We start from the raw sequence: 23,253 nt of genomic DNA, 5'->3' as shown, positions 1-23,253 counted from the left end.
AACCCCGCAGCCGTGGGGCGTTTGGTTCATGCAAGTGCGCAGGTTCGATAGAATAGAAACAGAGAATGATACAACAAAGCCTGCGGGAACACGATTGGCGGCCCGCCCAACGCGCAGCAGGGTAACGCCGCCCCCGCGCATACACCAGTCCCGGCCCCGCGGTCAGTCCCGACCGCGCGGTCGACATCGGAGATCCCATGAAGAACCTGATCAACCGCATCCGCGGTGTGGAACGCGACGTCATCGAGAAACCGGGGGACGCGGGCGACGCCCCGTTCTACAAGCCCCAGCGCGACGAGATCGAGATCTTCAAGGCGGCCTACTCGAAGCGCCTGCCGGTGATGCTCAAGGGGCCGACCGGTTGCGGCAAGACCCGCTTCCTGGAACACATCGCCCACGTCCTGGGCCAGCCGCTGGTGACGGTGTCCTGCCACGAGGACCTGACCAGCTCCGACCTGGTCGGCCGCTTCTTGCTGGAGGGCGAGGAAACCGTCTGGCAGGACGGCCCGCTGACGCGCTCGGTCAAGGAGGGTGCGATCTGCTACCTCGACGAAATCGTCGAGGCGCGCACCGACACCACCGTGGTGATCCACCCGCTGACTGACCACCGCCGCCAGCTCCCGCTGGACAAGAAGTCGCAGATCATCGATGCGCATGAAGACTTCATGCTGGTGATCTCCTACAACCCGGGCTATCAGACCGTATTGAAGGACCTGAAGCCCTCCACCAAGCAGCGCTTCGTCGGTATCCACTTCGACTACCCGGCGGAGGACGTCGAACGCGAGATCGTCGCCAAGGAATCCGGCGGCCTGGATGCCGATCGCGTGGAGAAGCTGGTCGCCGCCGGCCGCAAGGCCCGCGCGCTGAAGGACCACGGTCTGGAAGAGGCCACCTCCACCCGTGCGCTGGCCTACGCCGGCGAACTGATGCAGGCGGGCTTGAGCCCGCGCGTCGCCTGCCGCGCCGCGATGATCGCCCCGATCACCGATGACCCCGAGCTGATCCAGGCACTGGAGGAGATCTTCGACGCCCACTTCCCCGAGTCCGAAGCCGCGTGAGGGACCCCGCGACCAACGGCGGCGCGAAACCGGAGGCGGAAGAACTCGTCGAGATCGAGGAGATCCTCCAGCACCTGGAGGACATCAGCTTCGTCGCGCACCGCGATACGAAGGAGGCCCTGCCGGCGATCCGTCCGTTCGGGGCCACCATCGCGCGGCGCTGGATCGAGACCGCGCGCGACCTGTTCTTCCATGACCGCGAGGCCGGCAAGAGTTTCATGCGCCACTCGGCCCGACTTGCCGAGCACATGCAGACGGTGGAGCTGTGGCTGGAGCAGGCTGCGCGCTTTCAGGAGTGGGTGAACTCCAATTACGCCCTGGAAGGCTTCATGGCGCAGGCCGACCGGGTGTACGCGGAGTGGGGCGAGGCCGGCGAGCGCGAGTGGGCCGAGATCGGCCTGCGCTGGTGCGCACGTAGCCTGCCGGATGCCCGTGCCTATTTCGAGGCCCCATTCGACAAGCTCTCGGGCGGGCGCGGCATCGAGGGCCTGCGCGCCCTGATCGAGCCGGCCGAAAAGCTGTTCGACGAGCGTGGCCTGACCCTGGACGCCTACCTCGAGGGTGCCCCGATCGCGCGCAACCTGGTCGGTGACGCGGGGCTGCTTTCCTGGGCGCGGCGCGGGGCGGACTTGCTGAAGGCCGGGCGCTCGCGCGGCGAGGCCTATTTCCGCCTGGAGAGCGACGAGAGTCTGAAGCTCCTGCTGGAGGCGCTGCCGGGCTTCCGCCCGCGCATGAACGGGCGCTTCCTGCGCCTGGTGCTGATGGCCTGGCTGGATGCCGACATCCCGCTGGCGGATTCGAGCTGGAAGCCGGGCGAGGGCCGCCCGATGCTCGAGACCGACGGGCGCCGCCTGTTCATGCCGGCCGTGATGGACTCCCGCGAGGAGGCGATCGTCGCCACCCAGCACGCGGCCGCGCATCTCGCGTTCGATACCTACGCGCAACCCGATGTCGAGCGCCTGTTCGAGCGTGCCGGCGCCGAGCATCCGCCGCTGGACGACAAGTCGCGCATCACCTGGCGCCCGTTGTTCGCTCAATTCGAGGCGCGCATGTTCAGCTTCCAGGTGCTGTTTGACCTGGCCGAGGATCTGCGCGTGAACGCGCGCCTGGCCCCGCGCATCCCGAACTTCCTGTCGCGCCTGGTGGAGCTTGCCCGCGCCCACGAGCGTCCGGAGGGTGCGGCCGGCATCTACTACGACTTCGCCCTGCGCGCCCACGAGGCCCTGCTGCGCGGTGAGGCCCAGGACCCGCGCCTGGCGCGCATGCTGGAGCCGGACGCCGATATCGTCACTGCGTGGGCCGTGGGTGAGGCGCTGTTCGCCGACGATACCTTCCCGGACATTACGATCGAGGAGCGTGCCGAGGCCTATCTGCCGGGGCTGTCGCTGAACCAGTCGCTGCCGGTCTACCCGCAGCGCAAGCGCGACGGCATCCTGGCCGATTTCCGTGACCACGAGGCGCACGACGAGCACAAGCTCGAGCACCAGAAACAGGAAGAACAGCCCCAGCAGGCCCCGGAGCAGGCGCAGAAGGATCCGGACGCGGATATCCAGACCCCGCAGCAGGAGACCTCCGGCACCGGCGGGCGCATCGGCACCGGCATACCGCAGCCGGCCCAGGTGGCCAAGCGCGGCGTACCCTATACGCCACGAAAGGACGGCATCCCGTATCCCGAGTGGGACTACCGCGAACAACGCTACATCTCCGACTGGGTGAACCTCTACGAGCGTGTGCTGGACGACGAGAACCCGGAGCTGGCGGCGACCATCCTGTCGGAGAACGCCGACACCCTGAAGCGTCTGACCCGCGGCCTGGAGATGCAGCGCCCGATGCGCCTGGCGCCGCAGCGCAAGCAGCTGGACGGCGACGAGCTGGATACCGAAGCGGTGATCGACTACATCGCCGACAAGAAGGCCGGGCTCTCGCCCAAGGCCTTCATCTACCGCCGCCGCGCAGTGCAGCACCGCGACACCTCGGTGCTGATGCTGGCGGACATGTCCACCTCCATCATGGCGCGCCACCCGAGTGGGCAGGGCAAGATTGTCGACCGCGTGCGCGAGGGGATGATGCTGTTCGCCGAGGCCATCGAGAAGGTCGGCGACCCCTATGCGCTCGCCGGCTTTGCCTCCAAGCAGCGTGACCAGGTCAATTACTACTGGTTGAAGGATTTCAACGAGGACTTGAACGACACCGTGCGCGCCCGCATCGCCGGGGTGTCCGGGCGCCTGGCCTCGCGCATGGGGGCGGGCATCCGTCACTCGCTGGAGGCGTTCAAGCGCAACTCCAGCCAGCGCCGCCTGTTGCTGATCCTCACCGACGGGCGCCCGGCCGACTATGACGACGGCGGTGACCAGCGCTATCTGCACGAAGACACCCGCATGGCGATGAAGGAGGCGGTGGATGCCGGTATTCACCCCTTCTGCATCACCCTGGACCCGTCCGGGTCCGAGTACCTGCCGGCCATCTTCGGCCCCGGGCACTACACCATCATCGACCACGTGGACGAGCTGCCGCGCCGTCTGCCCGAGATCTACCTGAGGCTGCGCCAGTGAATGCCACCCCCGAAGCCATCGATCAGGACGCCACAGCCCCGGGGTCGGAGCGCGCTCCGGCCCGGCGCCACGCGACCCTGCTGCATGCGCCGCGCTATCGCGGGCACAGCTACGGCGACAACCATCCCCTCGGTATCCCGCGCGTCTCGCTGACCATTGACCTGATCGAGGCCTATGACGCGATCACCCCCGGGGAGATGGCCGTCACGCGCCGTGCGCAGCCGGCCGAGCTCGAATGGTTCCACACCCGCGAGTATGTCTCCGCGATGCAGCGCGCCGAGGCGCTGGGCAAGGTCTTCCAGCGCTACCGCGACCGCCACAACATCGGCAACTTCGAAAACCCGTTCTTCGCCGGCTTCTTCGCCACCCCGGCCACTGCCACCTTCGGCTCCATCCAGGGCGCCGAGGTCGTGCTGGGCGGGCAGATGGCCTTTAATCCGGCTGGCGGCATGCACCACGCCGCCCCCGACCAGGCGCGCGGTTTCTGCTACTTCAACGACCCCGCGCTCGCGATCCTGCGCCTGCGCCAGGCCGGTCAGCGTGTGCTCTATCTCGACATCGATGCCCACCACGGCGACGGCGTCGAGGCAGCGTTCATCGATGACCCGGATGTCATCACCGTCTCCCTGCACATGGACACCGAATACGGCTATCCCTTCGAGGGCGGCCGCATCGAGGACACCGGTCCGCTCGGCAACGCCGTGAACGTGCCGCTGCCGAAGGAGACCAACGACAGCGAATTCCGCGCCGCCTTCACCCGGGTCTGGGGCGCGGTGCTTGATCGCTGGCGGTCGGACGTGATTGTCGTCCAGGCCGGCACCGATGCCCTGCTGCCGGATCCGCTGGGCAAGTTCGGCATCTCCACCCAGTGCTTCCTCGCCTGCATCGACGACGTGATCGAGACCAGCCCGCGCCATGTGGATGGCACGCCGAAGCTGCTGGTCCTCGGCGGTGGCGGTTATCACCCCCTCGCGCTCGCCCGCTGCTGGACCGGCGTCTGGGCCCTGCTCACCGGGCGCGACCTGCCCGCCGCGATCCCCGCGGCCGGCCAGGCCTTGCTCCGCGAGGTCGACTGGGACATGGACGAGGAAGAGGCGTGGTACGCGAACCTGTTCGTCTCCCGCCTGGACGCCGATCGTTCCGGCCCCGTGCGTCCCGAACTCGAGGAGCGCCTGGAGCGGCTTTTCCATACACACCCGCTGTTGCGCGGGTAGTGGAGAGACGCTGAACCATCACCGGCCCGTGACTGCGGGCACAGACGATACCGAGCCTGGATTGCGGCTCCGTGTCTCCTGGGGCGCTCATCGGGTGTAAAGCTTTCCGACGGGGTTTCGGGCCGATTTCCAGAAAAGTGTCGGTATGGTTTACACGAGGCCCTTCGCGGTGAATCGGACTTGCGAAAAACTCACGATAAAACAGGGATGTAGCGGCTTTGGCGCGTGTCTTGCTTCGTAGTTGCTCGAGAGGGCGAAAGGCGCCCTGAGCGGTCAAAAGGCCGGGACCCGGAGGTGAGTGTGATGCGCAAGTGGTGGAGTAAGCAGGTGGTGGTGCTAGCGGGCGTAATGCTCGCAGGCTCGGTGGCGAACGCGGCCATTATCGAGCTTCCGGACGTCGACGCGACCTATGACGGGATCCCGGTCGCCATTCAGTACAACGATTTCTATTCTTACTCCGGCTCGTTGCTGAACCAGTGGGGTTTCCTGTCCAATGACCAGTTTACCGGGCAGGGCACCGGCACGCTGGATCTGATTGTGGGCACGGGTGCTGGTGGCGCGGATAACCAGGGTATCGGGCCCGGCGGCAGCTACAATTTCGAGGACCCCATGCCCTTGCCGGGTGGCGGTACGACCGACTTCACTGGTGACTGGGGGCTGGGCACCCAGGCCAACGGGCCTGTGCTGGTGGACAACCTCCTGGCGTACCTGGATGCGATCAACCCGGGGGCCACAATCCCCACGTTCATCTTCGACCACAACCAGACAGGCTCAGCCCCCGATCTGTGGGTCCAGGCCGAGGTCTTTATCTACGACCCCGTCACCGGGGAACGCGTGGCTCGCTGGATCTTCGACGACGGCAATGGCGGCCCGGTTCTCTCGCCCGGCGAGGTCGAGGTGATTGGCGATTCGGGCGAGGTGTACGAGGCCGATGCCAACAAGGGCAGCGGCAAGCTGGACTACATCGTGTTTGCCCCGACCATGGATCTCGGCCTGTTCTCCGGCGAAGGCTATCTGTTCGGGATCGATTTCTTCTTGGATGACCTGAACAATGGCTTCGAGGAGCTCTATCTCAGCGGACGGTTCACGACCACGACCGAGGTCCCGCTCCCTGGGCCGGTCTGGTTGATCGGGCTTGGGCTCGTGATGCTGGGGGCCTTCCGCCGCTATCGGCATTCGGCCCCGGGCCTGTAGCCTCTGCTGCTTTCCTCTGCCGCCCCCGGCTTCCGGCTCGGGTCGGCCTCTGCCCCGCGCCCTGGCACATGCCAGGGCGCGGCTGTTTGTGCGGCCGTACAATGCCGCCGGTAGTGGCCCGCTCGCGTTGCGGGTTTTCGCAAATCCCGTCCGCTGACGTACGATTCTCCCCCTCATCGGGTGGGTGAGGGTTCGGGGCTTCCCGGAGTCCGTCACCCGGGGCCCGCGACCAATCGAGGAGACGCATGCAGCCCGTGCAGAAACTGATACCCGGATACGCCAATGCCAAGGCGACGCGTCGTTACGCAGAGCAGTTCGTGTCCGAGGGCAAGGCCGCCGAGGGGCATTACAGCGAGTTCTCGCGCGCGAAGATGCGCCTGTCGAGCCTCGGGATCGGCACCTTCGGCGGGGCAGCCACCGCCGAGGTCGACGCGCAGATCTCCGCGATCGTTGCGCGTGGCCTGGCCGAGGGCGTCAACGTGGTCGATACCGGCGCGCACTACCGCTACGGCCGGTCGCTGGCCGCGGTGGGGGCCGGCGTGCGTACCGCGCTGGAGGCCGGGGTTCCGCGCGAGGCGATGTTCCTGATCTCGAAGGGCGGCTTCCTGACCCTGCGCGGTGGGCCTCCGGACGATATGGAGGCCTGGTTCCAGCGCGAGATCGAGGCCCAGGGCATGGGCACGAAGGATGATCTGGCCAAGGGCGCGCATCTGCTGACGCCGGAATACCTCCACTACCAGATGGAGCTGTCGCGCTCGCTGATGGGGGTGGAGACGCTGGACGCGTTCCTGATCGATCAGCCCGAAGTGCACATCCACGAGATCGGCAAGGAGCCGACCAACCGCAAGCTGGAGCCGGTGTTCGAGATGCTGGAGCGGGCGGTACTCGAAAAGAAGATCCGCACCTACGGCATCTCCACCTTCGAGGGCTTCCGCGAGGAGACCGACGCGGCGGTGTTCCAGTCGCTCACCTCCATGCAGGGCCTGGCCGAACGCGCCGCGCAGACGGTGACCGGCGACGACCATGCGCGGCACCACTTCAAGATCGCCATGCTGCCGTTCAACCAGGTGATGCTGGAAGGCTTTACCCGCTTCAACACCGCGACCGGGCAGGGCAATGTGGCGAGCCCGCTGCAGGCCGCGCACCAGCTGGAGGTGTACATGATCGCCTCGCATTCCATGCTGAAGGGGCATCTGGCGAAGCAGTCGGTGGAGGTGGTCGAGCAGCAACTGGCGAGCCTGCCCAACCCGGCGCAGCGCGCGTTGCAGTTCAACCGCTCCACGCCGGGTCTGGGCACCTCGCTGGTCGGCATGAGCACGCCGGAGCATCTGGACGACATGCTGGCGGTGATGCGCGAGCCGATGATGGACAAGAAGGCCTATCTCGGCATGTTCAAGAAGGCCGAGGAGGAATAACGCCTTGTAGGAGCGTGCTTGCACGCGAAGCCCCTGCCCGCGTCCGACTTTGGCAGGGGCTTCGCCGGCAAGCCGGCTCCTACAAGGGTTCCGGAGCCTCTGCGGTGGTGGAGATTTCATACACAAGGGTATGCCATGCAGGTTGATCTGAAGGCCCTCGAATTCCCCGCGATCCAGCGTCTGCTGGAGCGCCTGACTGCCACGCCCTACGGCGCGGATGCCGCGCGCGGGCTGGAACCGGCGCCGAACCTGGATGCGGCGCGGGCGTTGCAAAAGGCGGTGACCGTCGCACGCCAGCGTCTGGATGCCGGCACGCTGCCGCGGCTGGGCCAGCTGCCGGATGTGCGTGCCGCGCTGCGCCAGGCGGCCAACCCCGGCGCGGCCCTGCCAGTGCAGGCGCTGCACAACCTGCAGGTCATCATGCGCCAGGCCCGTGAACTGGCGGATCGGTTGGCCGACACCCCGGAGATCTATCCGGCGGACCTGAACAAGCTGTACCCACCCGAGGCGCTGGAAGAGCGCCTGGCTGCCTGCCTCAACCCCGGCGGCTCGCTGCGCGAAGACGCCAGCGCCGAGCTGGTCGAGGCCTTCGGGCAGCGCGGGCGGCTGCGTGACGAGGTCGAGGCGGTGGTGAAAAAGCGCCTGGCGGACTCCGATTTGGCGCAGAAGGGCGAGGATGCGCTGAAGGTGCAGTGGCACCAGGAGCGCGCAGTCATGGTGCTGCGCGGCGACGCGGCCGGGGCGGTCAAGGGTGTGCGTCGGGGCACCGCGATGGGTGGGCGTGACCAGATCGTGGAGCCGATCGAGGCGGTCCCGTTGAACAACCAGCTCGATACGGTCAACAGTCAGATCAACACCGAACAGCAGCGTCTGTTGCGCGAGCTGACCGATGGGGTGCGCCAGCATGGCGAGCCCCTGGATCTGATGCTGACCGCGCTGACCTGGATTGATCTGGCCTCGGCCGCCGCACAGCTTTCGGCGCAGATGAATGCCCATGCCCCGAGGCTGGAGCCCGAGGCCGGCGTGGAGCTGATCGAGGCCTACCACCCGCTGCTGCTGTTGCAGTTCGCCGAGGGGAACGGCCCGCAGCCGGTTCCCCTGTCGATTCGTCTGGATGGCGAGCAGCCGCTGTTGCTGATTACCGGCCCGAACACCGGCGGCAAGACAGTCGCGCTGAAGACCCTGGGCCTGCTGGTCACCATGGCCTGGTGCGGGCTGCATATCCCGGCCGAGCAGGACTGTCGCATCGGTCGTTTTGATCGGGTCATGGTCGATGTCGGTGACCACCAGAGCCTGTTCCACCATCTGTCGACCTTCGCCGGGCATGTGGAGGTGCTCAAGCGGATCCTCGACCATGCTGGCTCCGAGAGCCTGATCCTGCTGGACGAGCTGGGTACCGGTACCGACCCCGACGAAGGTGCAGCCCTCGCCATGGCGATGCTGGACGAGCTGCGCGCCCGCGGTACGCGCGGGATTGTGAATACCCATCTGGCACCGCTGAAGGACTACGCGGCGCAGCATGCGGGCATCGTGAATGCCTCGATGCAGTTCGACGCGGAGACCCTGTCGCCCACCTATCGGTTGCTGATCGGCGAGCCGGGGGTCTCCTTCGGGTTGACCATTGCCGAGAAGAACGGCCTGCCACCGCAGCTGGTGGCGCGGGCCCGCGAGCATTTTGCCGAGTTGCCCACCGCGCAGGCCGGGGGCGAGCACAGCTGACCTACGGTGTCGGCTCGGTCCGGCGCCGGGGCCGCCCGCGGAGATTACTCGCTGCGCTCGCCCTGCGGGCCGGCCTGCGGCCGTTCAACGCGCTCCGCGCTTTTGTGCCACGGCGCTTCGCGCCTCGCGATGACGGTGCTTGTTGCCCCCGTCATTGCGAGGCCCCGCAGGGGGCCTGGCAATCTCGTGGGAGCGGGCAGGGCGGCGGGGTCGGTTAGCCCCGTGTGCCGATGGCTACGTCGCTGGTTCCCCGCGAGGACCGGCGCGTGCCCATCCGCTTTATGGCGTGAAATGGGGGCGATTTCATATTAGGATGGTGGGCTATTTTGATTTGTGGTGCGTGATCGCCCGACGATCGTGCACAAGCCCCCGGTAAGGAAGTCGACCACCATGTCCGAGTCCGCAAGCTCCGCCACCGCCATCACCGGCGCCGAAATCTTCTGTCGCAGCCTCCAGGCCGAGGGCGTCGAAGTCGTATTCGGGTATCCCGGTGGTGCGGTACTGCACATCTATGATGCGCTGTACCGGCAGGACAAGGTCTCCCACGTGCTGGTGCGCCACGAGCAGGGTGCGGTGCACGCGGCCGAGGGCTATGCCAAGTCCTCCGACAAGCCGGGCGTGGCCCTGGTCACCTCGGGCCCCGGCGCGACCAACGCGATTACCGGGATTGCCGATGCCTACATGGATTCGGTGCCGCTGGTGGTGTTCACCGGGCAGGTGCCGACCAGCATGATCGGCAACGACGCCTTCCAGGAAGTGGATACCGTGGGGATCACGCGTCCCTGCGTGAAGCACAACTTCCTGGTCAAGGACGTGAAGGACCTGGCGACCACGATCAAGAAGGCCTTCTACGTGGCGACCACCGGGCGCCCCGGCCCGGTGGTGGTCGATATCCCGAAGGACGTGACGGCCGATACCTGCGTGTTCGAGTACCCGGAGAGCATCCACATGCGCTCCTACAACCCGACCACGAAGGGACATACCGGCCAGATCCGCAAGGCGGTGGACCTGATCCTGTCGGCCAAGCAGCCGATGATCTACACCGGCGGCGGCGTGATCCTGGGGCGTGGCTCCGAGGCCCTGACCGAGTTCACCCGCCAGCTCGGCTATCCGATCACCAACACCCTGATGGGGCTGGGTGGCTATCCGGCGTCGGACAAGCAGTTCTTGGGCATGCTGGGCATGCACGGCACCTACGAGGCCAACATGGCCATGCACCACGCGGATGTGCTGATCGCCATTGGCGCGCGCTTCGATGACCGCGTGACCGGCAACATCGAGAAGTTCTGTCCGCATGCGAAGATCGTGCATGTGGACGTCGATCCGTCCTCCATCTCCAAGAACGTGAAGGTGGATGTGCCGATCGTCGGCGAGGTGGAGCCGGTGCTGCGCGAACTGATCAAGGGCCTGAACGAGGCCGGCAGCAAGCCGGACGCCGAGGCCCTGGCCACCTGGTGGAAACAGATCGCGGAATGGCAGGCGCAGGACTGCCTGAAGTACGACCAGACCTCTGGGCTGATCAAGCCGCAGTACGTGGTGCAGAAGTTCTGGGAGCTGACCGAGGGCGATGCCTACGTGACCTCCGATGTCGGCCAGCACCAGATGTGGGCGGCGCAGTTCTATCGCTTCGACAAGCCCAATCGCTGGATCAACTCTGGTGGCCTGGGCACGATGGGCGTGGGTCTGCCGTTTGCGATGGGCGTGCAGTTCGCGCATCCGGAGGCGACGGTGGGCTGCATTACCGGCGAGGCCAGCATCCAGATGTGCATCCAGGAGCTGTCGACCTGCTTCCAGTACCAGCTGCCGCTGAAGATCCTGAACCTGAACAACCGCTACCTGGGCATGGTCCGGCAGTGGCAGGAGTTCTTCTATCAGGGCCGCTACGCCATGTCCTACATGGATGCGCTGCCGGACTTCGTGAAGCTGGCCGAGGCCTATGGCCACGTCGGTATCCAGATCACCCAGCCGGGCGACGTCGAGGGCGCGATCCGCGAGGCCCTGGCGCAGAAGGACCGCCTGGTGTTCATGGACTTCATTACCGACCAGTCCGAGAACGTGTATCCGATGATCCCGGCCGGTGCCGGCCAGAACGAAATGATCCTGGTCTGAGCCGGGTACAGGGAAGAGCCGTATGCGTCATATCATTAGTGTCCTGCTGGAAAACGAATCCGGTGCCCTCTCGCGGGTGGCCGGACTGTTCTCCGCGCGTGGTTACAACATCGAATCACTGACCGTCGCGCCGACCGACGACCCGTCGCTGTCGCGCATGACCATCGTCACCAGCGGTTCCGACGAGATCGTCGAGCAGATCACCAAGCAGCTGAACAAGCTGATCGACGTGATCAAGCTGCTGGACATGACCGCCTATCCGCACATCGAGCGCGAGATGGCGCTGGTCAAGGTGCGTGTGCCGGAGGCCGCCGAGCGCGAGGAGGTCAAACGCCTGGCGGATATCTTCCGCGGCCGGATCATCGACGTGGCCCACGACAGCTACGTGATCGAGATCACCGGCGAGGGCTCCAAGCTGGACGCCTTCCTCGTGGCCCTCGACGCGTTTACCGTCCTGGAGGTCGTACGCTCCGGCGTGATGGGCATCGCCCGGGGCGACGTCGCCCTGCAAATCTGAATCCCCGGGCCCCGCCCCCGGTTGCGGGGGCGGGGCCCGTTTGTTTGCCATGGGCCCCGCTGGGGGCTGATATCAAGGAAATTGCGATGAATCTCTATTACGACAAAGACGCCGATCTCTCCATCATCAAGGGCATGAAGGTGGCCATTATTGGCTACGGTTCGCAGGGCCACGCCCATGCGAACAACCTGAAGGACTCCGGTGTGGACGTGACCGTGGGTCTGCGCGAAGGCTCCGGCTCGCGCGCCAAGGCCGAAGAGGCCGGCCTGACGGTGGCCGATGTCGATGCCGCGACCGCCGGCGCCGACCTGATCATGGTGCTGGCCCCGGACGAGTACCAGGCCGCGCTGTACCGCGACGTGCTGGAGCCGAACCTGAAGCAGGGCGCGACGCTGGCCTTTGCCCACGGCTTCGCGATCCACTACAACCAGATCGAGCCGCGCGAGGACCTGGACGTGATCATGATCGCGCCCAAGGCCCCGGGCCACACCGTGCGTTCCGAGTTCGTGCGCGGCGGCGGCATCCCCGATCTGATCGCGATCCAGCAGGACGCCTCCGGCAAGGCGCGCGATATCGCGATGTCCTACGCCTCGGCGATCGGCGGCGGGCGTACTGGCATCATCGAGACCACCTTCAAGGACGAGACCGAGACCGACCTGTTCGGCGAGCAGGCCGTGCTGTGTGGGGGTGCCGTGGAACTGGTCAAGGCGGGCTTCGAGACCCTGACCGAGGCGGGGTATGCACCGGAGATGGCCTACTTCGAGTGCCTGCACGAGCTCAAGCTGATCGTCGACCTGATGTACGAGGGCGGCATCGCCAACATGAACTACTCGATCTCCAACAATGCCGAATATGGCGAGTACGTGACCGGCCCGAAGGTGATCAACGAAGAGTCGCGCTGGGCCATGCGCGAGGCCCTGCGCAACATCCAGAATGGCGAGTACGCCAAGCAGTTCATCCTGGAAGGCGCGATGAACTACCCGTCGATGACCGCCAACCGCCGCCTGAACGCCGCCCACGAGATCGAACAGGTCGGCGAGCGTCTGCGCTCCATGATGCCGTGGATCACGGCCAACCAGCTGGTCGACAAGTCCCGCAACTGATGCGAGGCCCTGCGATGGACATTCCGGTCTGTCGCAGGGCGTCCTCTCTCCCGAGCACCCGATGCTGTTTCCGCTAGCTCCCGAAGGCCGTCTGTTCGTCATCATCGCCGCGTGGATGACGGTGATTACGCTGCTGGTCGGGGAGGCGGAGCTGGGCCTGTTCATGGTGATCCTCACCGTGGCCCTGATGGGGCTGTTCCGGAACGTGCGGCGCAAGGCCCCGGCACCGGCCCTGGGCGTGATCGCCCCGGCCGATGGCACGATCGAGTCGATTACCGAGACCCGGGATCCGTTTACGAAAAAGCCGGCGGTCTGCATCCGCCTGCGTCAGCGCCGCCTGGGCGAATACAACGTGCACGCCCCGCAGGAGGCCGAGATTCGCGAACGGGTCTGGCCCGGCAAGGAGACCGACGAGGTGACGGATGCCCAGCTGGAGGGGCGTCTGGCCTATGCGCTGGAGACCGACGAGGGCGCCCGGCTGACCCTGGCGCTCAGCGTCGATCACTGGCCCCGCATGGTGCGCATGCAGAACAACGTCCCCGGCAACCGCCTGGGACGCGGCAAGCGCATGGGGTTCGCCGGCTTTGGTGGTACCTTCGAGGTCTGGCTGCCGGTCGGCGCGCAGGTGATGGTCGAGCCGGGTCAGCGGGTCCTGGCGGGTTCGGCCTTGCTCGGCGGGTTACCCGAATCCGAGGCGACCGGGGACGACGAGAGCGCGGCGGAGGTGCTGCAATGAGTACAGGGGACGAAGGCGACCGACGGACGGATCCCGAGCCGGACTACATCGAGGGCGAGGATACCGTCGCCGACGATCAGCCGCCCCATCGCCGGCGCCGGCGCGGGGTGTATCTGCTGCCCAACCTGTTCACCACCGGGGTGCTGTTCTCCGGATTCTTCGCCATCGTGTCCGCAATCAACGGCGAATACATCACCGCCGCCATCGCGATTTTCGTGGCCATGGTGCTGGACACCCTGGATGGCCGCGTCGCGCGCATGACCGACACTCAGAGCGAGTTCGGCGCGCAGTACGACTCGCTGTCGGATCTGGTGTCCTTCGGTGTGGCCCCGGCGCTGGTGGTCTACCTCTGGCAACTGCACGACCTTGGCAACTTCGGGTGGGTGGCGGCGTTCTTCTTTGCCACCGCCGCGGCGCTACGGCTGGCGCGCTTCAACAGCCGGCTCGCGGTCAGCGACAAGCGCTTTTTCCAGGGGCTGCCAAGCCCCGCCAGCGCCGCGATCCTGGTGGGCATGGTCTGGGTGCTGGAGGACTGGGGCATCCCGGCGGAGCTGGCCGACCCCTATCTGGTGGGCATCCTGGTGGTCACCGTGCTCGCCGGGGCGGCGATGGTCAGCAACCTGACCTACTTCAGTTTCAAGGACATGGACTTCAAGCACCGGGTGCCTTTCCTGGCGATTGTCGGGGTGGTGCTGGCGCTGATGCTGCTGGCCCTGGATCCACCCAAGGTCCTGCTGGCGGCCTTCGTCATCTATGCCCTGTCCGGACCGTTGCTGACCCTGGAGCGCTGGCGCCGGCATCGTCGCCGGGCGCCGTCGGGGGAGTAGCCGCGTGTTGCTGTCGGTGCGCCAGCGCCGCATCCTCGCGGATATGGGCATTCCGGTGTGGCGCTCGCGCATCGCGCTGGAGGACAAGACCGAGGCCGCGGCGCCTCCGGCGGAATCCGCCCTTGTGGCGGGCGAGCGCGCCGAGGTCGTGGATGCCGGGGCGCCGGGCGCCGCAGTTGGTACCCTGGACTGGGAGGCCCTGGAGGCGCGGGTGCGCGGCTGCCATGCCTGCGTCGAGCTGGCCCGCGAACGCACGCAGACCGTGTTCGGGGTGGGCGACCCGCGCGCGCGCTGGCTGTTCGTCGGCGAGGCCCCGGGTGCGGAAGAGGACCGCCGTGGCGAGCCCTTCGTGGGTCGTGCGGGGCAGCTGCTGGACAACATGCTGCTGGCGCTGGGCCTGGACCGGAGCCGCGATGTCTTCATCGCCAATCTGCTGAAGTGCCGCCCGCCCGGAAACCGTGACCCGAAACCCCAGGAGTCCGCGGCCTGCCGCGGGTTTCTCGATCGCCAGATCGAACTGATCCAGCCAGAGGTTATTGTGGCGCTGGGGCGTGTAGCGGCCCACGCCTTGCTGGCGACGGACGAGCCTCTCGGTCGGCTGCGTGGCACGGAGCAGCGCTACCAGGGCGTTCCTCTGATCGTGACCTACCATCCGGCCTACCTGCTGCGCAAGCCGGGTGACAAGGCCCGTGCCTGGCAGGACCTGCAGCGCGCCCGGACCTGTCTGTCAGAACCGCTCACTGATTGAGGGATTGGGAACCTTGGCCGAGTCGCCGGGTTCCGAACCAACGACACCTCGCCCCGTCCTTTCCTTCACTGCTGCTGGAGAAGCCTGCGTCATGAGTGCCGAACCCCGCGTCCAGCCCGAGTTGCGCCGCATGCAGGTGGCCGATGTGGAAGGCGTGATGCGCGTGGAGCGCGAGGCCTATGTGTACCCCTGGACCGCCCGCATCTTCGAGGACTGCCTTCGGGTGGGTTACGACTGCTGGGTGCTGGCGGTGGATGGTCGCCAGGTGGGGCATAGTGTGCTGACGGTGGCCGCCGGCGAGGCCCACCTGCTCAACCTTACGGTGGACCCGCGCTGGCAGGGCAACGGGCTTGGCCGTTTCATGGTCCGTCGCCTGTTTGACTATGTGTGCAGTCAGGATGCAGAGGCGTTGTTCCTCGAGGTGCGCCCATCCAATGTGGCGGCGGTGCAGCTCTACCGCTCCGAGGGCTTTGAGCATATCGGTACCCGTCCGCGCTATTACCCGCTCCCCAGCGGCCGCGAGGATGCCTGGGTGCTGACGCGTCGCTGCGCCGCACCCGCCGGGGCATGATGTGTCGGTTCGGCGCCGGAGTGTGAAGTCAGTCACAGCGTCGGGTGCAAAATCCGTAACCCGGTCGGGTTTTGCCGCCTTGGGTTCTCGTCCCGGGACCTCCGCGTTGTGACGGTCACCCCCCGGGTCTATGATCGAACTCGGTATTGGCCCCGACTCCGGATGAGGTAACCCATGTCCCGATCCCTACGTGCATTGTTTGTTTCGCTCCCTCTGGCGCTGCCGCTCCTGGCTACCGGAGGGCTTGCCCATGCCCAGCAGGCCTTCGGCTACGACGAGGCCGAGCGCCAGCAGGAGCTGCTGGAAGTCTGGTACGAGATCCGTGAAAGCAACGCACAGAAGGGCAATACGGCGGCGATGTTCGACGTGGGCATGGCGAACTACGCCGGGCGCGGCACGGCGGTGGATTACGATCAGGCCCTGCGCTGGTTTGCTCGCGCTGCGGATGCCGACCACGCCAGTGCGCATTACTATCTGGGTTACCTCTTCGCGACCGGCAAGGGCACCGCGGCCGACGCCGAACGCAGTCACGAACATTACTCACGCGCGGCGGAACTGGGTCATGCCGATGCCCAGTACTGGCTGGGCAGCCATCTGGCCAATGGCGAGCAGGATCCGACCGCTGCACTCGAGTGGTTGGGCAAGGCGGCAGATCAGGGACTGCCTGCCGCGCAGTATTATGTGGGGCTGATGCACGAGAATGGTCAGGGCACCTCGCGTGATCCGGCCGCCGCCGCGCGCTGGTATACCGCTGCAGCGGAGCAGGGCTACCGGCATGCCCAGATCGGGCTGGGTCGCCTGCACCAGAACGGTCGCGGGGTCGAACGTGATCTGGTGCAGGCACATGTCTGGTACAGCATGGCGGACGACCGGGAACGCCTGGCCTCGTTGGAGACCCGCATGAACAACCGTGACCTGGTGACTGCCCAGGGGCGCCTCAAGGAACAGAACGCCGCGCTTCAGGCAGCCTCGGCGCGCTGATCGGGCAGCGCCGGAACCCATGCAAACGGCCCCGTTTTTCGGGGCCGTTTGCATGTTGGGCACCCGGAAAGATGAACCGGACCCGCGCTTTCGCGTTAAACTGACGGGCTTGATTCAAGCGGCCCGTATTCATGTCCTTTATCGAGGAAACCCGCCGACGCCGGACCTTCGCGATCATTTCGCACCCGGACGCAGGCAAGACCACCATGACCGAAAAGCTCCTGCTGTACGGCGGCGCGATCCAGCTCGCCGGTACGGTCAAGGGGCGCAAGTCAGCGCGCCATGCCACCTCCGACTGGATGGAGATGGAGAAATCGCGTGGCATCTCGGTCACCTCTTCCGTCATGCAGTACCCGTACAAGGGCCGCATGGTGAACCTGCTGGACACCCCGGGACACGCGGACTTCTCCGAGGACACCTATCGCACGCTGACCGCAGTGGACTCCGCGCTGATGGTGATCGACGCCGCCAAGGGTGTCGAGGAACGGACCATCAAGCTGATGGAGGTCTGCCGGCTGCGCGATACGCCGATCATGACCTTCGTGAACAAGATGGACCGCGAGGGCCGCGATCCGATCGAGTTGCTGGACGAGGTCGAGGAGGTGTTGAAGATCCAGTGCGCCCCGATCACCTGGCCGATCGGCTCGGGAAAGCGCTTCCGTGGCGTCTATCACCTCCGCCGCGACGCGGTGCATCTGTACGACCCCGAAGAGGGCGGCAAGAAGTCCACCGGCGAGATCATCGAGGGCCTGGACAACCCGCGCCTGGACGAGGTGCTGGGGCCGCAGGCCGGGGAGCTGCGCGAGGAACTGGAACTGGTGCAGGGCGCCTCGCACGCATTTGACCCGGAGGCCTACCTGAGCGGTGCGCAGACCCCGGTGTTTTTCGGCTCGGCGATCAACAACTTCGGGATCGAGGAGCTGCTGGACGACTTCGTCGAGTACGCTCCCGGCCCGCTGCCGCGGCCGACCCACTCGCGCAAGGTAGAGCCGACCGAGGAGAAGTTCACCGGATTCGTGTTCAAGATCCAGGCGAACATGGATCCGAACCACCGCGACCGCATCGCGTTCATGCGCATCTGCTCGGGCACCTTCGACAAGGGCGCCAAGCTGCGCCACGTGCGCATCGGGCGCGACGTGAAGATCCCGGACGCGCTGACCTTCCTGGCCTCCGACCGCGAGCATGTGGAGACCGCCTATCCCGGCGACATCATCGGCATCCACAACCACGGCACCATCCGCATCGGGGATACCTTCACCCAGGGCGAGGACCTCACCTTCACCGGCGTGCCGAACTTCGCCCCGGAGCTGTTCCGCCGCGCGCAGTTGAAGGACCCGCTGAAGATGAAGCAGCTCGCCAAGGGGCTGCAGGAGCTGTGCGAGGAGGGCGCAACCCAGCTCTATCGCCCGTTGACCAACAACGACCTGATCCTGGGGGCGGTCGGCGTGCTGCAGTTCGAGGTAGTCGCCGAGCGACTGCGCACCGAGTACAAGGTGGAGGCACAGTTCGAGAACGTGAACGTCCAGACGGCGCGCTGGGTCGAAAGCGATGATCCGAAGAAATTCGACGAGTTCAAGGAGAAGGCGGCGACCAACCTGGCCATCGACCACGGCGGCGATCTGGTCTATATCGCCCCGACCCGGGTCAACCTGCAGATGGCGCAGGAGAAGTGGCCGGAGATCCGCTTCCAGTCGACCCGCGAGCACGGACAGCCGACGGAGTAACCTCCGCGCTCCTAATTACTCCCTCGGCGCGCGGGACATTGGCCCGTCATTGCGAGGAGCGAAGCGACGAAGCAATCTCCCGTGGGCCATCGGATCTAGCTGGGGTGCGAGCTTCTGGAAGTTGCTGCGGCGCCTTCCGCGCCTCGCAATGACGTTGCATCTTGCCTGCACAGGAGGTTCGCATGGCGTTGAATTTCCGATGGACCCCGGCCCTTGTGGTTGTAGTGCTGGCGCTGGGCGTTGGTGCCTGTTCGGTGCACAAGACCGAGACCCGGGGTGACGGGCCCGAGCCGCGTCCGGGCACGGTCGAGCAGATGAACCCGTTCCTGCATTTTCTCGAGAGCCGCCCGACACCCGCGGAATTCGGGCGCGTCTACCCCGACGTGATGCTGGTGCTGCCCGGCGACATCGTGACCCAGGAATACCGCACCGATCACAGCCGGTTCTTCGCGGATCTGGACGACGAAAATCGTATCCGTGGCGGCGAGTTTCGCTGATCCCGCGATGCTGCAAATCTCCAACAGCGTGAGCGTCCCCGAGCACGAGATCGAGCTGATTCCGATCCGTGCCCAGGGGGCTGGCGGCCAGAACGTCAACAAGGTCGCTTCGGCCATTCACCTGCGCTTCGATATCCGCGCCTCCGGCCTGCCCGATGTCTACAAGGAACGCCTGCTGCGCCGCCGCGATCAGCGCATCAGCAAGGAGGGCGTGATCGTCATCAAGGCGCAGCAGTACCGTACCCAGGAGGCCAATCGCGAGGACGCGCTCGAACGCCTGGCGGAGCTGCTGCGCGAGGCCGGCCGCCCGATCAAGGCCCGCAAGGCCACGCGGCCGACGCGCGCATCCAAGCTGCGCCGCCTGGAGGGCAAGACCCAGCGCGGCCGCAAGAAGGCCCTGCGCGGCCGCGTCGACCCGGACTGATTCACTTCTCGGTTCACCACGAAGCGCACGAAGACATGAAGGAACTCAAGGGCGTATTCAGCACGGAGGACACGGAGAAATTCGAAAGGCTCTGATTTGAACGATCCGTCAAGGGTGCGGGGTGCCGCCAAGCGCACGAACCAGCGGCGGTTAACCGGCAGTAACCCAGGCTGCAATCAATACCCGTATCTCACTCCTACTTCCCTGTTTTCTCTGACCCCTCCGTGGTGAACAAGGGTTTAGTCCCCGGCGTTCGGGCTTGCGTTGGCGGTGGTGGGTTCGTGTTCCTGCTGGTGTTGCCACAGGCGGGCGTAGGCGCCGTTCCTGGCGAGGAGTTCGCGATGGGTGCCGCGTTCGACCACGCGGCCCTGGTCCAGCACCACGATCTGTTCGGCGTCCTTCACGGTGGACAGGCGGTGGGCAATGACCAGCGTGGTGCGCCGCGCCGAGACCTCGTTCAGGGCCTGCAGGATGGCCTTCTCCGAGCCCGAGTCCAGTGACGAGGTGGCCTCGTCGAACACCAGGATCGGCGGGTCCTTCAACAGCATGCGGGCGATGGCGATGCGTTGCTTCTCGCCGCCGGAGACCTTGAGCCCGCGTTCGCCGACCACCGTGTCCAGGCCGTCGGGCAGGCGCTCGATGAAGTCGTCCAGATGCGCCAGGTGGACCGCGCGCCGGATCGCCTCTTCGGACGCTTCCGGGTCGCCGTAGGCGATGTTGTAGCGAATGCTGGAGTTGAACAGCACGGTGTCCTGCGGGACCACGCCGATCGCGCGGCGCAGGCTCTGCTGGGTCACCGCGCGGATGTCCTGTCCGTCGATGGTGATGCGCCCGCCGGTCACGTCAAAGAAGCGGAACAGCAGCCGGGCGAGCGTGGACTTGCCGGCCCCGCTGGGCCCGACCACCGCGAGCTTGTGCCCGGCGGGGATGTCGAGCGAGACGTCCGCGAGGATCGGCCGTTCCGGCTGGTAGTGGAAGGCGACCTGTTCGAAGCACACATGCCCGCTGGTGACCTCGAGATCCGGTGCGTCCGGCCGGTCCTCGACCTGCACGGGCTTCTCCAGCAGCCCGAACAGGCGCTCGATGTTCGCCAGCGACTGGCGGATCTCGCGATAGACGAAGCCGAGGAAGTTCAGCGGCATGAACAGCTGGATCATGTAGGCGTTGACCATGACCAGGTCGCCCAGTGACATCTGCCCCGAGGCCACGCGGCTGGCGGCCAGCAGCATCATCACGGTGATCGCGCCGGCGATGATCAGGGCCTGCCCCGAGTTCAGCAGCACCAGCGACAGGACGTTCTTGGTGCGCGCCTGTTCCCAGGTGGCCAGGCCCTCGTCGTAGCGCCGGGCCTCGAAGCCCTCGTTGCCGAAGTACTTCACCGTCTCGTAGTTCAGCAGGCTGTCGATTGCGCGGGTGTTGGATTCGTTGTCGCGCTGATTCGCCTCGCGCACGAAGCGGGTGCGCCACTCGGTAATCCACACCGACCAGGCGATGTAGGCCGCCACCGCGATGATCACCGTCAGGGTGAATACCGGGCCCACCGCGATCAGCAGGATGACCGCGACCATCGCGATCTCGATGATGGTCGGCAGGATGTTGAATACCATGAAGCGCAGCAGGAAGCTGATACCGCTGGTGCCGCGCTCGATGTCCCGGGCCAGGCCGCCGGTCTCGCGCGCCAGATGAAAGCTCAGCTCCAGCCGATGCAGATGTTCGAACACGCGCAGGGCCGCCCGCCGCATGGCGCGCTCGGCCACCCGCACGAAGACCGCGTCGCGCAACTCCCCGAACAGGGTGCCGCCAAAGCGCAACAGGCCGTAGGCCACCACCAGTGCCACCGGTACTGTCACCAGCGCGTCGGTGCCGGAATCCTCGAAGTGATCGACGATGTATTTGAGTGCCAGCGGGACCAGCACGGTCGCGAGCTTGGCCAGGCCCATCAGCCCGAGGGCGAGGAACAGCCGCCCGCGGAACTCCGCGAGATAGGGGAACAGGGAGCGAACGATGCGCCAGTTGATCGCCTCGTCGGGCGCATCGTGCACGCTGGAATGACCGCGCATGGGGGAGTCCGGGGCTGGGTAGGTCGCTTACTTTAGAGAGGCGCGGCGGAATTCGCACATGGGCGCGCGTTCAGTAGCGGCTCATCCCTGCGTCCGCGGAAGGTCAGCGGTGGATGCGGTAGCCCTCGCCCCGGTCCTGTTCCAGGTCGACCCGCAGACGCCGGATCGAGTTCACGTGCCCTGTACCTGGTTGCGCCCGGCATTTTTGGCAGCGTACAGGGCGCGGTCGGCGCGATCGACCAGGGCCTCCGCGCTCTCGCCCGGGTTCAGCTGGGCCACGCCGAAGCTGGCGGTCAGCGCGTGCCCGGTCTCGAAGTCGGTGGCCTCAAGGGTGCGGCGCAGGTCCTCGGCCAGTTGGCTCGTGGCCACGACATCGCCCTGCGGGCACAGGATGAGGAATTCCTCGCCACCCCAGCGGGCGGCCCGGTCGGTTTCGCGGATGCGGGCGGCGATCACGCGACCGACCTGGGTGAGTACGGCATCGCCGCGACCGTGCCCCAGGGTGTCGTTGATCGGCTTGAAGTGGTCCAGATCCATCATGATCGCGCCAAGCAGGCCCCCGTGACGTTCGGCCCGCCGGATTTCGTCGGCCAGCATCTCGCTCGCCTTCATGCGGTTGTGCAGGCCCGTCAGCGGGTCGGTGGTGGCGAGACGTTCCAGGCGTCTCTGGGCCGCCTCCAGGGAGTGTGTTCGCTCCTGGACCAGGCGTTCGAGCACATGCGCGCGTTCCTCCAGCTCCTTGACCGGGTACGGCTCGTCGGCATCGTGGACGCTGGCGGGGAAGGAACCGTGCAGGTGTTCCAGGCGCCAGCCGTCGCCGGTCCGGTGCAGCAAGAGGCTGGCCCGCAGCCCGTTCAGTCGCACCCGTTGTCCGCGGGTGTCGAGCAGCATGTCGAATACCAGCATCACCAGGGCGACCTCATCCGTGACGAGGCGGACGTCTTCGCGGTGTATCTCGTAGTCGAAGGGTTCCGGGACCTGTTCGATGTCGCGTCCGACGACGCGCTCCACGTCCTCCGGCGTGAAGGCCGCTTCGTCGCCTCCGGTTCCGAAGCCACTGACCTGTGGTGCGTGCCACTCGAGTACATCCGCGAGGTCGCGCTCACGCAGCCAGGCGTCGAGGTAACCGTGAACGACCTGGCGGATGGCGGCCTTGCCGTTGGAGGGCATCGAGATCAGTCGATGCCGACGGCGCGCTGCTCCTGGCGGATCCACGCGATGATGTGGGCGGTGTCCTCGCCGGATACGCCGGCCACCGGAGGCATCTCGCCAAATTCCCAGTGGTGCTGGTGCACGCCCAGGGCCACGGCACGATGGAAGGTGATATCCGGGTGGTGCGAGGGTTCGTAGATCCGGTGGATCAGCGGCGGCCCCTGGTCGGTGCCGCGCGCCTCCTCCCCGTGGCACTGCATGCAGTTGGACCGGAACAGCGAGCGGCCGGCCTCGGGGTCGGCGGCGAAATCCTCCGGCGGCAGGCTGTAGTCGAGCTGCGCCGTGGAGCCCGAGGCCGCGTTCGACTCGCCGGCGGGTGCCTGCGCGGCCGCGTCGCCGGTGTCCGAATCCGGAGCCTCGGAGCAGGCGGCGAGCGTCAATAGCGCGAGACAGACAACGGGCAGGAGGCGGACGGGGGTCGGCATTGGGACTCCGGAGAAGAGGGGCTGGGTTGGCAGTCTAGCGTGGCGGGTGTTATCGCGGAAAGGCGCAAAAAACCGAATCAGCGCCTTCTTGAAGGTGTCGGTTGCGGGCGGCGCAGGGTGATTCCGACGCCTGTCGCTTGCAGCGGTGCCGGGCATTCGGCAGTCTT

At 66.4% G+C, this 23,253-nt stretch carries 20 protein-coding genes; 17 read left to right on the top strand and 3 right to left on the bottom strand.

The features are described from left to right. The first annotated feature begins 197 nt into the window (after positions 1–197). The 17 genes from G315_RS0105500 to arfB all read left to right on the top strand — a co-directional run bounded on the left by G315_RS0105500 (position 198) and on the right by arfB (position 19,389). Positions 198–1,058, top strand: coding sequence for a CbbQ/NirQ/NorQ/GpvN family protein (locus G315_RS0105500; protein ID WP_018143987.1), 861 nt, complete (start codon positions 198–200; stop codon positions 1,056–1,058). Further along, positions 1,055–3,610 carry a nitric oxide reductase activation protein NorD gene (locus tag G315_RS0105495; RefSeq protein WP_019612062.1) on the top strand — a complete coding sequence of 852 codons (2,556 nt, stop codon included), beginning with the start codon at positions 1,055–1,057 and terminating at the stop codon, positions 3,608–3,610. Before G315_RS0105500 ends, G315_RS0105495 begins: the two co-directional genes overlap by 4 nt. Next, positions 3,607–4,824 carry an acetoin utilization protein AcuC gene (locus tag G315_RS0105490; protein WP_019612061.1) on the top strand — a complete coding sequence of 406 codons (1,218 nt, stop codon included), beginning with the start codon at positions 3,607–3,609 and terminating at the stop codon, positions 4,822–4,824. The genes G315_RS0105495 and G315_RS0105490 overlap by 4 nt, the downstream gene beginning before the upstream one ends. 303 nt (positions 4,825–5,127) lie before the next feature. Then, a complete protein-coding gene (locus G315_RS0105485) occupies positions 5,128–6,018 on the top strand; it encodes a PEP-CTERM domain protein (protein WP_018143984.1) in 891 nt (296 codons plus the stop codon). 245 nt (positions 6,019–6,263) lie between these two features. After that, positions 6,264–7,433, top strand: coding sequence for an aldo/keto reductase (locus G315_RS0105480; protein WP_018143983.1), 1,170 nt, complete (start codon positions 6,264–6,266; stop codon positions 7,431–7,433). A gap of 135 nt (positions 7,434–7,568) precedes the next feature. Continuing rightward, entirely contained in the window at positions 7,569–9,152 is a 1,584-nt protein-coding gene (locus G315_RS0105475) for a DNA mismatch repair protein MutS (RefSeq protein WP_019612060.1), read from the top strand. Between the two features lie 390 nt (positions 9,153–9,542). Then, complete coding sequence (ilvB, locus tag G315_RS0105470; RefSeq protein ID WP_019612059.1) at positions 9,543–11,261, top strand: biosynthetic-type acetolactate synthase large subunit; 1,719 nt, start codon at positions 9,543–9,545, stop codon at positions 11,259–11,261. Positions 11,262–11,283: 22 nt separating this feature from the next. Then, positions 11,284–11,778, top strand: coding sequence for an acetolactate synthase small subunit (gene ilvN / locus G315_RS0105465; protein WP_018143980.1), 495 nt, complete (start codon positions 11,284–11,286; stop codon positions 11,776–11,778). 86 nt (positions 11,779–11,864) lie between these two features. Continuing rightward, entirely contained in the window at positions 11,865–12,881 is a 1,017-nt protein-coding gene (gene ilvC / locus G315_RS0105460) for a ketol-acid reductoisomerase (RefSeq protein WP_018143979.1), read from the top strand. Between the two features lie 61 nt (positions 12,882–12,942). Next, complete coding sequence (locus G315_RS0105455) at positions 12,943–13,617, top strand: phosphatidylserine decarboxylase (RefSeq protein ID WP_018143978.1); 675 nt, start codon at positions 12,943–12,945, stop codon at positions 13,615–13,617. Beyond that, positions 13,614–14,444 carry a CDP-diacylglycerol--serine O-phosphatidyltransferase gene (pssA, locus tag G315_RS0105450; protein WP_018143977.1) on the top strand — a complete coding sequence of 277 codons (831 nt, stop codon included), beginning with the start codon at positions 13,614–13,616 and terminating at the stop codon, positions 14,442–14,444. Before G315_RS0105455 ends, pssA begins: the two co-directional genes overlap by 4 nt. A 4-nt stretch (positions 14,445–14,448) precedes the next feature. Then, on the top strand, positions 14,449–15,192 hold the full coding sequence (locus G315_RS0105445; RefSeq protein ID WP_018143976.1) for a uracil-DNA glycosylase family protein: 744 nt from the start codon (positions 14,449–14,451) through the stop codon (positions 15,190–15,192). A 91-nt stretch (positions 15,193–15,283) separates the two neighbouring features. After that, positions 15,284–15,763: a ribosomal protein S18-alanine N-acetyltransferase gene (rimI, locus tag G315_RS0105440; RefSeq protein WP_018143975.1), complete on the top strand. Its 480-nt coding sequence runs from the start codon at positions 15,284–15,286 to the stop codon at positions 15,761–15,763. Positions 15,764–15,937: 174 nt separating this feature from the next. After that, positions 15,938–16,744: a tetratricopeptide repeat protein gene (locus tag G315_RS0105435; protein ID WP_038031762.1), complete on the top strand. Its 807-nt coding sequence runs from the start codon at positions 15,938–15,940 to the stop codon at positions 16,742–16,744. Between the two features lie 131 nt (positions 16,745–16,875). Further along, positions 16,876–18,468 carry a peptide chain release factor 3 gene (locus G315_RS0105430; RefSeq protein WP_018143973.1) on the top strand — a complete coding sequence of 531 codons (1,593 nt, stop codon included), beginning with the start codon at positions 16,876–16,878 and terminating at the stop codon, positions 18,466–18,468. A 182-nt stretch (positions 18,469–18,650) separates the two neighbouring features. Continuing rightward, positions 18,651–18,965, top strand: coding sequence for a hypothetical protein (locus G315_RS0105425; protein WP_018143972.1), 315 nt, complete (start codon positions 18,651–18,653; stop codon positions 18,963–18,965). 7 nt (positions 18,966–18,972) lie between these two features. Beyond that, a complete protein-coding gene (arfB, locus tag G315_RS0105420) occupies positions 18,973–19,389 on the top strand; it encodes an alternative ribosome rescue aminoacyl-tRNA hydrolase ArfB (RefSeq protein WP_018143971.1) in 417 nt (138 codons plus the stop codon). 239 nt (positions 19,390–19,628) lie between these two features. Here arfB and G315_RS0105415 read toward each other — a convergent pair whose 3' ends face one another. The 3 genes from G315_RS0105415 to G315_RS0105405 form a co-directional block, all read right to left on the bottom strand. Continuing rightward, positions 19,629–21,449, bottom strand: a complete 1,821-nt coding sequence (locus tag G315_RS0105415) for an ABC transporter ATP-binding protein/permease (protein WP_018143970.1) — start codon at positions 21,447–21,449, stop codon at positions 19,629–19,631. A 171-nt stretch (positions 21,450–21,620) separates the two neighbouring features. Then, on the bottom strand, positions 21,621–22,619 hold the full coding sequence (locus tag G315_RS0105410) for a diguanylate cyclase (protein ID WP_018143969.1): 999 nt from the start codon (positions 22,617–22,619) through the stop codon (positions 21,621–21,623). A gap of 5 nt (positions 22,620–22,624) precedes the next feature. Beyond that, the gene (locus tag G315_RS0105405; RefSeq protein WP_018143968.1) at positions 22,625–23,086 is read right to left on the bottom strand and encodes a c-type cytochrome; all 462 of its coding nucleotides are present in this window, start codon (positions 23,084–23,086) and stop codon (positions 22,625–22,627) included. Between the last annotated feature and the right edge of the window lie 167 nt (positions 23,087–23,253).

It is taken from the genome of Thioalkalivibrio sp. AKL7, assembly GCF_000381705.1.
Classification (GTDB): Bacteria; Pseudomonadota; Gammaproteobacteria; order Ectothiorhodospirales; family Ectothiorhodospiraceae; genus Thioalkalivibrio; species Thioalkalivibrio versutus.
Note: the sequence above shows the minus strand (reverse complement) of the source record. Positions and strands in the feature narration are given on the sequence as shown.